General features: G+C 63.7%; 16 protein-coding genes and 1 pseudogene. 9 read left to right on the top strand and 8 right to left on the bottom strand.

Translation table 11 applies throughout. The features are described 5' to 3' along the window. Window positions 1-26: 26 nt before the first annotated feature. From sufD to MLB1_RS11170, 3 genes are read right to left on the bottom strand one after another with little or no spacing between them, the layout of a single operon-like run. Window positions 27-1,187 (bottom strand): Fe-S cluster assembly protein SufD, encoded by a 1,161-nt coding sequence (sufD, locus tag MLB1_RS11180; protein WP_180749899.1) that lies wholly within the window; start codon window positions 1,185-1,187, stop codon window positions 27-29. Continuing rightward, window positions 1,187-2,614: a Fe-S cluster assembly protein SufB gene (gene sufB / locus MLB1_RS11175; RefSeq protein ID WP_180749898.1), complete on the bottom strand. Its 1,428-nt coding sequence runs from the start codon at window positions 2,612-2,614 to the stop codon at window positions 1,187-1,189. The genes sufD and sufB overlap by 1 nt, the downstream gene beginning before the upstream one ends. After that, window positions 2,611-3,363 (bottom strand): metalloregulator ArsR/SmtB family transcription factor, encoded by a 753-nt coding sequence (locus MLB1_RS11170; protein ID WP_180750338.1) that lies wholly within the window; start codon window positions 3,361-3,363, stop codon window positions 2,611-2,613. Before MLB1_RS11170 ends, sufB begins: the two co-directional genes overlap by 4 nt. Window positions 3,364-3,517: 154 nt before the next feature. Here MLB1_RS11170 and mptB point away from each other — a divergent pair, with 154 nt between their 5' ends. From mptB to MLB1_RS11130, 8 genes and pseudogenes are all read left to right on the top strand, one after another. Then, a complete protein-coding gene (gene mptB / locus MLB1_RS11165) occupies window positions 3,518-5,344 on the top strand; it encodes a polyprenol phosphomannose-dependent alpha 1,6 mannosyltransferase MptB (RefSeq protein ID WP_180749897.1) in 1,827 nt (608 codons plus the stop codon). Then, entirely contained in the window at window positions 5,286-6,185 is a 900-nt protein-coding gene (locus MLB1_RS11160) for an ABC transporter ATP-binding protein (protein ID WP_180749896.1), read from the top strand. Before mptB ends, MLB1_RS11160 begins: the two co-directional genes overlap by 59 nt. After that, window positions 6,182-6,976, top strand: a complete 795-nt coding sequence (locus MLB1_RS11155) for an ABC transporter permease (protein ID WP_180749895.1) — start codon at window positions 6,182-6,184, stop codon at window positions 6,974-6,976. Before MLB1_RS11160 ends, MLB1_RS11155 begins: the two co-directional genes overlap by 4 nt. Before the next feature lie 18 nt (window positions 6,977-6,994). Then, a pseudogene (locus MLB1_RS24265) lies at window positions 6,995-7,085 on the top strand (DUF899 domain-containing protein); the annotation flags it as partial. Between the two features lie 76 nt (window positions 7,086-7,161). Beyond that, the gene (locus MLB1_RS11145; protein ID WP_255485824.1) at window positions 7,162-7,887 is read left to right on the top strand and encodes a hypothetical protein; all 726 of its coding nucleotides are present in this window, start codon (window positions 7,162-7,164) and stop codon (window positions 7,885-7,887) included. Then, window positions 7,884-8,474, top strand: coding sequence for a cytochrome c oxidase subunit 3 (locus tag MLB1_RS11140; protein WP_219602976.1), 591 nt, complete (start codon window positions 7,884-7,886; stop codon window positions 8,472-8,474). Before MLB1_RS11145 ends, MLB1_RS11140 begins: the two co-directional genes overlap by 4 nt. Window positions 8,475-8,481: 7 nt before the next feature. Then, window positions 8,482-8,793: a cytochrome C oxidase subunit IV family protein gene (locus MLB1_RS11135; protein WP_180749894.1), complete on the top strand. Its 312-nt coding sequence runs from the start codon at window positions 8,482-8,484 to the stop codon at window positions 8,791-8,793. Between the two features lie 29 nt (window positions 8,794-8,822). Next, window positions 8,823-9,266, top strand: a complete 444-nt coding sequence (locus MLB1_RS11130) for a nuclear transport factor 2 family protein (protein WP_180749893.1) — start codon at window positions 8,823-8,825, stop codon at window positions 9,264-9,266. Between the two features lie 9 nt (window positions 9,267-9,275). On the opposite strand, the gene MLB1_RS11125 is transcribed toward MLB1_RS11130, so the two are convergent. The 3 genes from MLB1_RS11125 to MLB1_RS11115 form a co-directional block, all read right to left on the bottom strand. Then, entirely contained in the window at window positions 9,276-9,839 is a 564-nt protein-coding gene (locus tag MLB1_RS11125; RefSeq protein WP_180749892.1) for a TetR/AcrR family transcriptional regulator, read from the bottom strand. 100 nt (window positions 9,840-9,939) lie between these two features. Further along, the gene (locus tag MLB1_RS11120) at window positions 9,940-10,155 is read right to left on the bottom strand and encodes a hypothetical protein (protein WP_358148526.1); all 216 of its coding nucleotides are present in this window, start codon (window positions 10,153-10,155) and stop codon (window positions 9,940-9,942) included. A gap of 17 nt (window positions 10,156-10,172) precedes the next feature. Further along, complete coding sequence (locus tag MLB1_RS11115; RefSeq protein WP_180749890.1) at window positions 10,173-11,246, bottom strand: oxygenase MpaB family protein; 1,074 nt, start codon at window positions 11,244-11,246, stop codon at window positions 10,173-10,175. A 192-nt stretch (window positions 11,247-11,438) separates the two neighbouring features. On the opposite strand from MLB1_RS11115, the gene MLB1_RS11110 reads away from it, so the two are divergent. Further along, a complete protein-coding gene (locus MLB1_RS11110; RefSeq protein ID WP_180749889.1) occupies window positions 11,439-12,425 on the top strand; it encodes a COX15/CtaA family protein in 987 nt (328 codons plus the stop codon). Here the strand turns inward: MLB1_RS11110 and MLB1_RS11105 are convergent. Together MLB1_RS11105 and MLB1_RS11100 are read right to left on the bottom strand one after the other, a co-directional pair. After that, window positions 12,378-13,343 carry a hypothetical protein gene (locus MLB1_RS11105; protein ID WP_180749888.1) on the bottom strand — a complete coding sequence of 322 codons (966 nt, stop codon included), beginning with the start codon at window positions 13,341-13,343 and terminating at the stop codon, window positions 12,378-12,380. The genes MLB1_RS11110 and MLB1_RS11105 overlap by 48 nt on opposite strands. Next, window positions 13,325-13,648 carry a hypothetical protein gene (locus tag MLB1_RS11100; RefSeq protein ID WP_180749887.1) on the bottom strand — a complete coding sequence of 108 codons (324 nt, stop codon included), beginning with the start codon at window positions 13,646-13,648 and terminating at the stop codon, window positions 13,325-13,327. Before MLB1_RS11100 ends, MLB1_RS11105 begins: the two co-directional genes overlap by 19 nt. Between the last annotated feature and the right edge of the window lie 4 nt (window positions 13,649-13,652).

Below are 13,652 nucleotides of genomic sequence, written 5' to 3'. Positions count from 1 at the left end.
AATGCCTTCTATCCGAGTCTTGCGAATTACGAGTTGGTCTGGGCCAGTTCTTTTTCGACGGCTTCGGTGAGACGGTCTCGCACCGACTCGATCCCGATCCGGCCAATGATGTCCTGGAAGAAGCCGCGTACCACCAGGCGGCGCGCATCCTCCTCGGTGATACCGCGCGAGCGCAGGTAGAACAACTGCTCATCATCGAATCGCCCGGTGGCGCTGGCGTGCCCGGCACCGGCGATCTCGCCGGTCTCGATCTCGAGGTTGGGTACCGAGTCGGCCCGAGCCCCGTCGGTGAGGATCAGGTTGCGGTTCAGCTCGAAGGTGTCGGTTCCGGTGGCCTCGGCGCGGATCAGCACATCACCGATCCAGACCGTGTGCGCATCCGGCTTGTCCGAGGCCGGATCCCCTTGTAGCGCACCCTTGTACGTGACATGTGAACGGCAGTTGGGCTGAGCGTGGTCGACCAGCAGCCGGTGCTCGAAGAACTGGCCGTCATCGGCGTAGTAGAGCCCGAACAGCTCGGCGTCGCCGCCAGGACCCGAAAAGCGAACGGAAGTGTTCAGTCTCACCAGGTCACCACCGAGCGTGACGGCGATGTGGCGCAGGACAGCATCCTTGCCCAGTTTGGCGTGGTGGGCGGTGACATGGACGGCGTCATCGTCCCAGTCGGCGATGGACACGACAGTCAGGCGGGACGCGTCGTCCAGTAAGAATTCGACGTTTTCGGCATAGGTTCCGCTGCCGCGGTAGTCGATGACGACGGCCGACTCGGAGAGCTCACCGGCACGGATCTGGATGTGTCCGTAAGAAACCTGTCCCTGACCGGGGCCGCCGACGGCAACCTCGACCGGTTCGCCGACTACCTCTTGCTTGCCGACAGTGATTATGGTCGCCGCCTGGAAGGACGAGTATGCCTGCGCGGCAATCCGATCCGATGGCACTCCGGCCTGACCGAGACGGGCATCTCCACGGTCCACAGTTTCCACCGTCACACCGTCACGCACGGTCACCTCGACGGACGCTTCGGCGGTTGCGATCGCGGATCCATCGTGCAGACCCCGCAGGCGGCGTAGCGGAGTGAACCGCCACAGCTCGTCCCGGCCGCCGGGAACCTCGAAGGCGCCGACGTCGTAGGAGCTGAACAGTTCGCCCTTGTTGGCCCCTTCGACAGCTTGAGTCAACTGAGTCATTAACCGACCGAGCCTTCCATTTGCAGCTCGATGAGCCGGTTGAGCTCGAGCGCGTATTCCATTGGCAGTTCCTTGGCGATGGGCTCAACGAACCCGCGCACCACCATGGCCATGGCTTCGTCCTCGGTCATACCGCGGCTCATCAGGTAGAACAACTGATCGTCGCTGACCTTCGAGACGGTCGCCTCGTGACCCATGGTGACGTCGTCCTCGCGGATATCGACGTACGGGTAGGTGTCGCTGCGACTGATCGAGTCGACAAGCAGCGCATCGCATTTCACCGTCGAGCGGGAGCCGTACGCGCCCTTGTTGACCTGAACCAGGCCACGATAGGAGGCACGCCCACCGCCACGCGCCACCGACTTAGAGACGATGTTGCTCGACGTGTTCGGTGCCAGGTGCAGCATCTTGGCGCCGGTGTCCTGGTGCTGCCCCTCGCCCGCGAATGCGACCGACAGCACTTCACCCTTCGCATGCTCACCGGTCATCCAGACCGCGGGGTACTTCATGGTGACCTTGGACCCGATATTGCCGTCGACCCATTCCATGGTGGCCCCCGCCTCGGCGCGGGCCCGCTTGGTCACCAGGTTGTAGACGTTGTTCGACCAGTTCTGGATGGTCGTGTAGCGGCAGCGCCCGCCCGGCTTGACGATGATCTCCACCACCGCCGAGTGCAGCGAGTCAGACTTGTAGATGGGTGCAGTACATCCCTCGACGTAGTGCACATACGCACCCTCGTCGACAATGATGAGCGTCCGCTCGAACTGGCCCATGTTCTCGGTGTTGATCCGGAAGTACGCCTGCAGCGGGATGTCGACCTTCACCCCTGGCGGCACGTAGATGAACGAGCCACCGGACCACACCGCAGTGTTGAGCGCGGAGAACTTGTTATCCCCGGCCGGGATGACGCTGCCGAAGTACTCCTTGAACATCTCCGGGTGCTCGCGCAGGCCCGAGTCGGTGTCCAGGAAGATCACGCCCTGGGCCTCCAGATCCTCGCGGATCGAGTGGTAGACGACCTCCGACTCGTACTGCGCGGCAACACCGGACACCAGGCGCTGCTTCTCGGCCTCGGGGATGCCGAGGCGGTCGTACGTGTTCTTGATGTCGGCGGGCAGATCGTCCCAGGTGGCAGCCTGCTTCTCGCTGGACCGCACGAAGTATTTGATGTTGTCGAAGTCGATGCCCTCGAGGTTCGATCCCCAGTTCGGCATCGGCTTCTTGCCGAAGGTACGCAGAGCCTTGAGACGGATGTCGAGCATCCACTCGGGCTCGCTCTTCTTGCCGGAGATATCGCGCACCACAGCCTCGGACAGGCCGCGTTGCGCACTGGCGCCGGCGACGTCGGAGTCGGACCAGCCATAGCCGTAGTTGCCCAGGGACGCGATCGTCTCGTCCTGGGTCAGCACTTCGCGTTCGAGGGTCATAGTGACTCCTTCTCTTGCTCGTTTGTCATCGGGTGCGGGCTGGGCACCGGCGCTATGGGTACATGGGTGGTGCAGGCGCAGTCGCCGTTGGCGATGGTGGCCAACCGCTGTACATGTGTTCCCAACACCTCAGCGAAGGCCTGCTGTTCCGCCTCGCAGAGTTCGGGGAACTCGGCTGCCACGTGCGATACCGGACAGTGATGCTGGCATATCTGCACGCCCTGCATCGGTCCGCCCACCTTCTGGGTGCTGGCCGCGTATCCGGCCTTGGTCAGTGCGGTAGCCACCTGTTCGACGGCGGACTCGGTGTCGTCATGCGGAGCGCCGGCCGTCACATCACGCAAGATCGCGTCGATGCGGCGGCGCGCAAAGGTCCGCACGGCCTGGTCGCCGCCGATCTCGCGCAGCTGGCGCATAGCGGCCGAGGCCAGATCGTCGTAGGCGTGATTGAGCTTGGCGCGACCATCGGCAGTAAGCTGGAACCGCTTAGCGGGGCGGCCTCGGCCGCTGTGCTGCCATGCGGCCGCCGGATTCGCGACGGCGTCACCTGCCTCACTGAGCGCATCCAGGTGACGGCGCACACCGGCAGCCGACAGGCCGAGCTGATCCCCAATCTCACCTGCGGTGATCGGCCCCGACTCCATGAGTAGGCGCACCACGGCCGCACGGGTCTGTCCATCAGGCGACACGGCCGGGGCAGCATCCAGCACCTGCGACGCGGCCATCCCAGATGCCGCCGCAGGCGCCATTGGAGAGGCCTGGCCGAATTTCACAACACCAGTGTGACGCAATTCGGAAGGCCACGTCTAGCAAGGGTTACCTATGTTGGCGTCGCCTTGTCACACGCTGTGCTTCCCGTCCGGGGTCCCGGAGCCGGGCACGACGGGCCGATACGCTGCTGGCGTGTCGGTACGTGGGCAGTGGCTGAGCTCGTCGCTGTCGCATCTGCATGATGACGAGCGTTCGTCGGCTCCGCTGAACGTCCGCGAGCTGACGGCGATGAACAGAACTCGCCTGTTCGGCGCCACCGGAACCGCTCTCATGGCGATCGGCGCACTGGGCGCGGGAGCACGACCCGTCATCCAGGATCCGATATTCGGCGTCCGGCTGCTCAACCTGCCCTCACGTGTCCAGACGGTGTCACTGACCATGACCACCACCGGCGCCGTAATGATGACGTTGGCCTGGCTCATGCTGGGCCGCTTCGCGATCGGCAGCCTGCGAACCAAGGGAGTCAACGGCGAGCGCGGTCCATCGCGCCGGATGTCGCGGGGACAGCTGGACCGCACCCTGCTGCTGTGGATCCTGCCGCTGCTCATCGCGCCCCCGATGTACTCCAAAGACGTGTACTCGTATCTGGCGCAGAGCCAGATCGCGCGGCTCGGCAAGGATCCATACACGGAGGGCCCGTCCGTAGCCCTCGGGCTCGATCACGTATTCACACTGTCGGTGCCCAGCCTGTGGCGAGAAACACCTGCCCCATACGGTCCGCTGTTCCTGTGGATCGGCAAGGGAATCGCCTGGTTCACCGGTGACGACATCGTCGCCGGGGCGTTGTGCCATCGCCTCGTCGAACTCCTCGGGGTACTGCTGATCATCTGGGCCACACCGCGTCTGGCCCAGCGCTGCGGGGTCGCCGAGGTCAGTGCGCTCTGGCTGGGGGCCGCAAATCCACTGCTGCTGATGCATCTGGTCGCGGGGATCCACAACGAGGCACTCATGCTGGGCCTGATGCTGGCCGGCACCGAATTGGCCATGCGAGGTGTCGACTCGGCGCGCTCACTGGCGGGTGTGCGGCCCAGATTGAATCCTTTGGGGCCGCGGACGCGCGCGGAATGGGCCACCTGGGCACCGCTGGGCAATCTCCTTGCCGGCACCGTGCTCATCACCGCATCATCACAGGTCAAGCTGCCTTCCCTGCTGGCCCTCGGTTTCGTCGGAATGGCGCTGGCACGGCGGTGGGGCGGCGGTATCCGTGGCCTCTTCCAGGCCGGGGCGCTCCTCGGTGCCGTCACCGGCGCCGGAATGGTGCTCATCGCCTGGGCAAGCGGCCTCGGATTCGGCTGGGTGTACACACTCGGCACCGCGAACGCCGTCCGCAGCTGGATGTCGCCGCCGACGCTGGTTGCACTGGGCACCGGGCAGGTCGGCATCCTGCTTGGTCTCGGCGACCACACCACCGCGATCCTGTCGCTGACCCGAGGAATCGGTATCGGCATCATCGGCATCGCGGTGTCGTGGCTGCTGTTCGCGGTGCTGCGCGGGCGCCTGCACCCCGTCGGCGGGCTCGGCGTCGCCCTCGGCATCACGGTGCTGCTGTTTCCGGTGGTGCAACCCTGGTACCTGCTCTGGGCGATCATCCCGTTGGCGGCATGGGCCACCCGGCCCGCATTCCGCGGCACCGCGATCGGCATCACCCTGCTCGTAGGCATCTTCGGGCCCACCGCCAATGGCGACAGGTTTGCCTTGTTCCAGATCATCGACGCGACCGTGGCCAGCGCGATCATCGCCCTGTTACTCATCGCTATCACGCACAACTACCTGCCCTGGCGTCGGCTGCCTAACGGTGACGATGACGCGCCGCTTACGCTGACTGACCGTGACACAACCAGAGAGGATGGTCGCTCGGACCAGCCTCACTCCGTCGACCAGGACGGCACCACCGGTGCGGATGCGGTCGGTGACGAAGCGGTACGGGACGACAACAGCGCTGCACAACCTCGACCTTGAGGTCGAGCAGGCCCAGGTATTCGCGCTACTCGGGCCCAACGGCGCCGGGAAGACCACGACCGTCGAATTGTGCGAGGGCTTCCTGCATCCCGACGAAGGCACCGTTGAGGTGCTGGGCATGGATCCGGTCGCAAAGAACTCGGCGGTGCGCGCACGAATCGGCGTCATGCTGCAGGGTGGTGGTGCCTACCCCACCGCCCGGGCCAGCGAGATGCTCGGGCTCGTGGCCTCGTACTCGGCCAATCCCCTTGACCCGCAATGGCTTCTGGACACTCTCGGGCTGACCGACGTCGCCCGCACCCCGTACCGGCGGCTATCCGGAGGGCAGCAACAGCGCCTTGCGCTGGCGTGCGCGCTGGTCGGGCGACCCGAGCTGGTGTTTCTCGACGAGCCGACCGCCGGCATGGACGCGCACGCGAGGCTGGTGGTGTGGGAGCTCATCGACTGCCTGCGCCGTGACGGCGTATCGGTGGTGCTGACCACGCACCACATGAAAGAGGCCGAGGAGCTGGCCGATCAGTTGGTGATCATCGACCATGGTGCGGTCGTCGCCGCGGGCACACCGGCAGAGCTGATGCAGACCGGCGCCGAGAACCAACTGCGCTTCTCCGCTCCTCCCCGACTGAACCTGACCCTGCTCACCTCCGCACTGCCGGAGGGCTACAAGGTGGCCGAGGTGACTCCCGGCGAATACCGGGTCGAGGGTGTTATCGACCCGCAGGTGCTGGCCGCCGTCACCGCCTGGTGTGCCCGGATGGATGTGCTGACCACCGATCTACGCGTGGAGAAACGCAGCCTGGAAGACGTATTCCTCGATCTGACCGGCAGGGAATTGCGATGACTGACGCCACACCCCGTTTCGATCCGGGCACCTTCACGCCCGATCCGCGACCGAGCGCAGTGCACACCATGCTTTTCGCGCAGTTCTGGCTAGAACTCAAGCTGCTGCTCCGCAACGGTGAGCAGCTGCTGCTCACCATGTTCATCCCGATCACCCTGCTGATCGGATTGACACTGCTGCCGCTGGGTCAATTCCCCGGCTCGCGTACCGACATCTTCGTACCCGCGATCATGGCGTTGGCGGTCATTTCCACCGCCTTCACCGGGCAGGCCATCGCCGTCGGATTCGACCGCCGGTACGGTGCGCTGAAACGCTTGGGCGCCACAGCATTACCGGTGTGGGGCATCATCGCCGGCAAGGCACTCGCCGTGGTGGCGGTGGTCGTACTGCAGGCCGGCGTCATCGGCGCGATCGGTGGCGCGCTGGGCTGGCGACCGCATCCGGTGGGATTGTTACTCGGCGCGGTGATCATCGCGATCGGCACCGCGGCATTCGCGGCGATGGGCCTGCTGCTGGGCGGCACGCTGCGCGCGGAAATCGTGCTGGCGCTGGCGAATCTGCTGTGGTTCATCTTCGCCGGGCTGGGGGCGTTGACCCTGCAGGACGGTCGCACCACCGACGCGATCCCGCACGGCGTGGTGCTGCTTGCGCGGCTCTCCCCCTCGGGTGCGCTCTCGGAAGCGTTGGCTGCCGCGATGACATTGTCGGTGGACTGGTTCGCGCTTGTGGTGCTCACGGTGTGGGGTGTGCTCGCCGGGTACGGTGCGCTGCGCTGGTTCAAATTCACCTGAGCCGACGAGTTCGGGCCGTATGGCCGCCAAGAGCTCCGGGAGGACTCCCCCCGCGGGCCGGCCCCAGACTCCGCCATATCAGTGGTGGCGCTTGCACGACGAGTACTAGCCGCTCTCTAGACAGCGCTCCAGCCGATCGCTACAGTAGGCCCGGCTAATTAAACGATCGGTCATATTTTCTCGGTTTGACCGACCACCTCAACGAGGAGGACGTCGTGAAGCACGATCGGTTTCTGATGAGCCTGAGCGTCTGGTCCCCACTGGCGTACTTGCTCACATTTGGGTTCGGATGGCTTGTCCTGGCTCGCTGGTTTCCACCGATAGCGCCGACCAGCAGCCCCCTGCAGGTCGCGGAGATCTTCCGCAACCACCACTTTGTGCTTGAGCTGGCCGCCGTCTCCATCATGGTCTCCACCGTCGTGCTCGTTCCGGTCTCCGCATTGTTGGTTCTCGTGATCCGGAAGATCGAAAAACAGACCAGCCTGCTGACACTCATGGCGGGTTTCACACTTACGTGTTTCTTGGTGCTGAACTTCTACGCAGGCTTCTCGTTCTCCACGGCAGCGTTCCGCGTCGAGCGTTCTCCTGATCTAGTCCAGTTCGCCAGCGACGCCGGCTTCCTGCAATTCATCGGCGGGATACCGATGTTCATCATGGTGTGGATATTGACGGCATACGCCGTCCTCGTCACCGACAGGGGTCCAGAGCCGATCGCTCCCCGCTGGTTCGGCTATCTCAACTTGTGGATTGCGTTGCTATATCTGCCCGAGCTGCTGGTTTTCTTCTTCAAGACCGGCCCATTCGCATGGGACGGCGTCATCGGATTCTGGATTCCCGCAGTCCTGTTCATCGTGTATTTTCTTGTCGCACCGTTTGTGTTGAAACCGATTGTCAAACGCCACTTTTCATGAAGGCGGCTCAGAAGAACACCCGGAAGATCCCGGGCGAGCCTGAATTCTGGATTTTCGTGCTGGGAGACATGGCTCTCTTTGCAGTGTTCTTCATTCTCTGGGGGTGGAACAACGCCCATCAGCTTGAGCTGTTCGATGCGAACCGCGCGACTCTGAGCAAAGAGATCGGCCTCGCGAACACCCTGCTGCTGATCACCAGCTCAGCCCTGGTGGCGGCTGGGCTCACGCGGGCCAGAAACGGCCATGTCCAGGTGGCTCGCCGTCTTTATCAGGGTGCGATGACGCTGGGCGCCGGCTTCCTCGTGCTCAAGGTCGTCGAATACGGGGCGCATATCCGGCACGGGATGAGTGCGCTGAGTAACGACTTCTTCATGCTCTATTTTGTCTTCACCGGCATCCACGCCCTGCACGTAGTCGCCGGACTGGCGGCGCTCGCACTGGGCGCCCGGCAGTGCACCGCACCGGCGGATCCGGATCGCGCGGGCACGGAGCGGCCGAATCTGGTACTCCTCGAATCCGTTGGCGTGTATTGGCACATGGTCGATGTGTTCTGGCTCTTCCTGTTCGCCATCATCTACCTCGTTTAGGAAGCTGGTGAATTCACATATGGCACTGGACATCCGGGCCGATACTTCCGCCCGTGTTATCGCGACGTGGGTGGTACTGGTAGCCGCAAGCCTCGCCTCGGCGTTCTTGAGCCATGAGCACCTGTCAGGGATCGGTATTGCGGGCGTTCTGCTGCTAGCCGCGTTCAAAGCACTCCTGGTGATTGGCGAATACATCGAAATCCGGCGCGCTCCGATATGGCTCATTGCAGTCTGCGGCCTCTGGACCACTGTCGTCTCGTGCTGTCTCATCCTGCTGATCGCCGCACCCGCGTGGACGCTCGCATTGTTGGGACGATGAGCTGAAGCCAAGTCTCGTAGGCTCGCGTTGTGACGGATATCGAAGCGGCGCTGGACCGGTTTCTCATAGCGTTCAACACCAACGACCTCGATATCGTCATGCAGCACTTTGCCGAGGACGCAGAGTACTTACCCGGCGACGGGTCACGCCATGTGGGACTGGCCGCTATTCGCCGCGAATTCGAGCCGCAGTTCAGCGGTCGTTACGGTGCAATGACTTTCGACGAGCACGACCGCCTTGTCGACGAGATCGCGCACAAGGCGACTATTCGATGGACCTGTCGCCACGACATCCGGGCGCGGCAGTCGCCTGGGCGGCTCCTCGGCCTCGCGACACGCGTTGGTGCCGTCGTCTTCCCGCGTTTTGGCTGGGAAGGGCTCGACGTCTTCCACTTCAACGACCAGGGCAAGATCACCGGCAAATACTCATACTCCAATTACGTGCTGCCCCGGATCAGCCGACGACTCGGCTAGATGGTGGATTCAGCGAGGAGTGGCTCGTAATGCCCGGTATGCGGCCCGACCGACGATTTCGGCTAGGTCCGTGGCGGTCCACTGCGGCTCGGGACCAAGCATCAACCGGATGGCTCCTTCGCTGATCGACAGGAGTGTGTCCATCAGCGGGGGCAGAACGAGGTCGATATCGCGGACCTGCCACCGCTGCAGCAGGGGACGCATAACATCGCATATCTGTGCCCGGATCTGCGCCCGGCCCTGCGTAATGGCCTCGGCCAGAACAGGATCTGCCTGCGCTGCGACGATAATCTGCCATGATGCCGGACGCTCGGTGACATCGGCGAGCAGGGCGCCGAATCCGTCGACAAACATCTGCTCAATGGAGCCCGTCCGCTGCGGCGGAAGGATGGCACGCAGGCTCGTGAGGGCCAGATACGTCTCGCGCTCCAGCAGTTGCATCAGCACCTCACCTCGTCCGCTGTAGCAGGCATAGACAACGGGACGGGTCACACCCATACGAGTGGCGATGGCAGCCATCGTCACATTCGCCACACCCTGCTCAGCCGTGATCTCCAGGGCTGTATCCAGCACCTGCGCCCGCCTCCGCTCCGGTCCGAGATGTTCGGCCCGGGCGCGCGGGTTCGTCGAGACTGGCGGTGCAGCGACAGTGACCTCCTAAAAGCTGGCCCGGCTACTGCAGATACACGTTGGCAATGATGAGCACCGGCCAGGCGACGATTTCCCCCAGCATAGAGAAGAGCTTGTCCAATCCGGTGAGCTGTTCGAGATGGTCGTGATGGGTTATTGCCCAAATCAGCCCGATCACGAAGTACGGCACCCCAATGACGAGGGCCAGATAGACAAGCTGGCGGATGCTCAGTTGACGGTCAAGCAGGTCCTTGATCACGGTGTGCTCCTTCTGAATCATCCAACAGTGCCGAGAATCGGCTCGGACTCTCTAATTCCCTCATCGCTGGGGACTTGCCCTTCCCCAAAAACACGGGCTTTCTGCCTTTCCCGGAGTTCTCGGTGCGCCCGGCTGGGCATCTCATAGCCGTAGCGTTCCTGAGCTTGCCTGGGTGTCATGGTGATTGAGCTCTTCGGCGGCACGGACAGCAGAACACGAGCGCCGATCGGCACTGTGCCGGGTGAGATCAGCCGGAGCAGAATCAATTGCAGCCGCTTACTCATGCTGATTGCGGTGAATGACGCGCTCAGGAGTGGGACGATCATTGCGTCCAGCACAGGACCGACGCCTAACCCGGCCATCTCCCGCATCCACCGAGGCATGGTCGCCAGTGTGCCGCGGCGCAGAAACCAGGTGATCACCTTGGTGAATGGCCGCAACAGCAGTGGCATTGGCGGCAGCATCACCTCGGCGCTGAGCAGGTGCCGCATCGCCTGCCGGGCGATATCAGAACCGATGAGATGCGGCCGCATCATTTCGAAGTACTCGCGTACACCCTCACGAGTTCGGGGAACATCGTCTGGGTCGCACGTCTGCAATTCGGCCGCGCGGGCGCATTCAGTCCAGAACTGTTCCTCTTCCCAATCGGAAAGCCGCCCTGGACCGTACTTTTCGTAGGCGAGGAGTATCGAATGCCAGGCCGTGAGGTGAATCCACAACTGCGATGCTGGATTGTTCGCGTCATAGTTCTCGCCGGTGACCGGATCGACGCCGATGGCCTTGGAATGAATTTTTACCAGTACATCGGCCGCCTTGGCCGTCGATCTGCTGTCGTCAAAGGCCACCATCGCGAAATACCGCAAGGTGCGGTCATAACGAGTCCGTGGCCGCGAATAGATCTCATGCGTCTTATCCACGGCAGCAATCAATCCGGGATCGAGTTCCTCGATCACCACGGCGCGCTGAAATCCAATGGACAGGGACGTCGGGTAGCTCCACACACGCCATGACACCGACTCTGGACCGAAGAAGCCGTAGTCCTCAGCGGGTTCAACCTTCGGTAATGACAGCCACTCCCGGATCACGCTCACCAGGCCCGCTCCTTCTGCACCAGTAATCCTACGCGGCGTAGGATTTTCATACACGGAGTAGGATTCACTACCGGACTGCTTACGTCAAGCAATCCAACGTCAAGCAATCCACTCACCCCCAAAAGTGGGCATACGCACGGGATCAACGGTGATTACTACGAGGCGTAGTTGCCGGTGGCCTAGACTCAGCCCGTGTTATATCGGGCGTTCCTGCGGGTAGTCGATCTACTGCCGATGCCGAGCCTGCGGACGCAGCGCCTCATTGCCGCGGCCGTCGTACTCACCCAGGGCGGAATCGCCGTCACCGGCGCCGTGGTCCGCGTCACCGCCTCCGGCCTCGGGTGTCCCACCTGGCCGCAGTGCTTCCCCGGGAGCTTCACCCCCGTCGCCGTCGCCGAAGTCCCCCGCATCCACCAAGCCGTCGAATTCGGCAATCGGATGATCAGCTTCCTGGTGGTTATCACCGCGGCGCTGGCGGTGCTGGCTGTGACGCGCGCGCGCCGCCGCCATGAGGTACTGGTCTACGCCTGGCTGATGCCGGCCTCGACGGTGCTACAGGCGGTTATCGGTGGCATCACCGTGCTGACTGGCTTGCTGTGGTGGACGGTCGCAATCCACCTGCTGGTGTCGATGGGCATGGTGTGGCTGGCCACCTTGCTCTACGTGAAAGTCGGTGAGCCCGATATAGATTCCGATCTCCCCACGGTGCCCCCGCCTCCCGCGCCACTGCGCCGGCTCACCGCCCTGATCGGCGTGATCCTGGCCGCGGTCCTGGTGGTCGGAACGCTGGTGACCGGGGCCGGACCACATGCCGGCGACAAGAGCATTACGCGCGTGGTGCCACGCCTGCAGGTCGAGATCAGCACGCTGGTGCATCTGCACGGCACGCTGCTGATTGCCTACCTGGCGCTGCTGGTGGGCCTGGGATTCGGACTGGCAGCCGTCGGCGCGACGCGACGTGTTTGGATGCGCCTCGCGGTGCTGGTGGCGCTCACGCTGGCGCAGGGACTGGTTGGCGTGGTCCAGTTCTATACCGGTGTGCCCGCGGTGCTCGTCGCAGTTCACGTCGCAGGTGCGGCCGCGTGCACCGCGGCCACCGCGGCCCTGTGGGCGGCGCTGACTACCCCGGCGCTAGCTGCGTCCGTGCTGCCCAAGCGGGCCCAGGCCCAAGCGCTCTAACGCATCTTCGACACCGATCACGAACTTTCGTTGCGCGAGATCACGCTCCTCGGTCTCCAGCTGGCGCCAGCCCAGAGACGGCTCGACCAACTCAAGCTCCAGCAGCCGCGGATCGTCATCGCTCACACCGCCGATCACGTCAACGCGCGCGTACAACAGATCGGTCATCGCGACACGGCACTTCGTCGCGGCCGCGGCCAGCGCCGCCGCACCAAGCTTCCACAACGCCGAGGATGGCTTGACGGGCGCCAACCGCTCGGAATGGAATAGTCCCGACTCGTCGACATCGGCCGCAGTACCCGGCGGAGGCAACAGCGCCCCCTTGGTAAAGGCATGCGACGGTTCGCCATTGAGGAAGACCAGCGCTGTCTCACCGTGGTGATCGACCCGCAAATCGTACGGCTGAATCAGCACGGTGCGGCCTTCATCCTGGAGCCCCTCCGCGTGATTGCGCGCGGCCTCCGGGCAGGTGAAGCGGCCCGCACCGCGGGATCCGCCGGCCACCGCGGGCTTGATCACCAGTTCCCCATCAGGCAGGACGATCGCCTCATCGGGAGCGAAGAATATGCTCGGTACCGTCGGGATACCCACTGCGGCAAGGTCATTCAGGTAGCGCTTATCAGTGTTCCAGCGCACCACCGGCAGCGGGTTGAGTACATTGCGGACCGATCCGACCCATTGCAGAAATTCATCCAGGCGTTCGGGGTAGTCCCACGTCGCACGTAGAATCACCAGATCTGCCTGTGCAATATCGGGATCGTCCCAGGAAAGCCAACGGGCGTGTAGATCACGAGCACGCAGGGCAGCAACAAGTTCGGCGTCGTCACCGTCACCGGAGACGAGCTGCGGGCAACCGGCCAGAACGATGCGCGGATGGAAGATATCCGGCCGTCCCAGCCTTACGTCCGGGCGACCCACCCGGCCATCTTCTTGACGTGACCCGGTGCCGGGTTAGCGGTGCTGACCAGTTCGCGGTCCCACTCCTCGACGGCCTCGATGCCTTCGACGGCCGCCACCGCGGCATGCGCGGTCGCGAGGTCGGTGACCACCTGATCACCAAGAATCCCATCGGCCCCGACGAGGGTAATCCGGACACCCGCCTGCCCGATGCGCTGCAGCACCGCCTTGGTGGGCATGTGGTGCGCCTTCACGAAGGCAGTCAACGCGCGGTGCACGGTCGACGGAACGGACACCTTCGCGTCCAGCTTGGCTTCGTCGGTCATACCC

This window comes from Mycobacteroides sp. LB1, assembly GCF_013449725.1.
In the GTDB taxonomy this organism is placed as follows: Bacteria; Actinomycetota; Actinomycetes; order Mycobacteriales; family Mycobacteriaceae; genus Mycobacterium.
This window is presented reverse-complemented; position numbering and strand designations above follow the sequence as displayed.

Excerpts from the sequence above, each read along its gene's own strand:
- sufD (WP_180749899.1), bottom strand. The coding sequence starts at position 1,187 with ATGACTCAGTTGACTCAAGCTGTCGAAGGGGCCAACAAGGGCGAACTG.
- sufB (WP_180749898.1), bottom strand. The coding sequence starts at position 2,614 with ATGACCCTCGAACGCGAAGTGCTGACCCAGGACGAGACGATCGCGTCC.
- MLB1_RS11170 (WP_180750338.1), bottom strand. The coding sequence starts at position 3,363 with ATGGCGCCTGCGGCGGCATCTGGGATGGCCGCGTCGCAGGTGCTGGAT.
- MLB1_RS11160 (WP_180749896.1), top strand. The coding sequence starts at position 5,286 with ATGCGGTCGGTGACGAAGCGGTACGGGACGACAACAGCGCTGCACAAC.
- MLB1_RS11155 (WP_180749895.1), top strand. The coding sequence starts at position 6,182 with ATGACTGACGCCACACCCCGTTTCGATCCGGGCACCTTCACGCCCGAT.
- MLB1_RS11140 (WP_219602976.1), top strand. The coding sequence starts at position 7,884 with ATGAAGGCGGCTCAGAAGAACACCCGGAAGATCCCGGGCGAGCCTGAA.
- MLB1_RS11100 (WP_180749887.1), bottom strand. The coding sequence starts at position 13,648 with ATGACCGACGAAGCCAAGCTGGACGCGAAGGTGTCCGTTCCGTCGACC.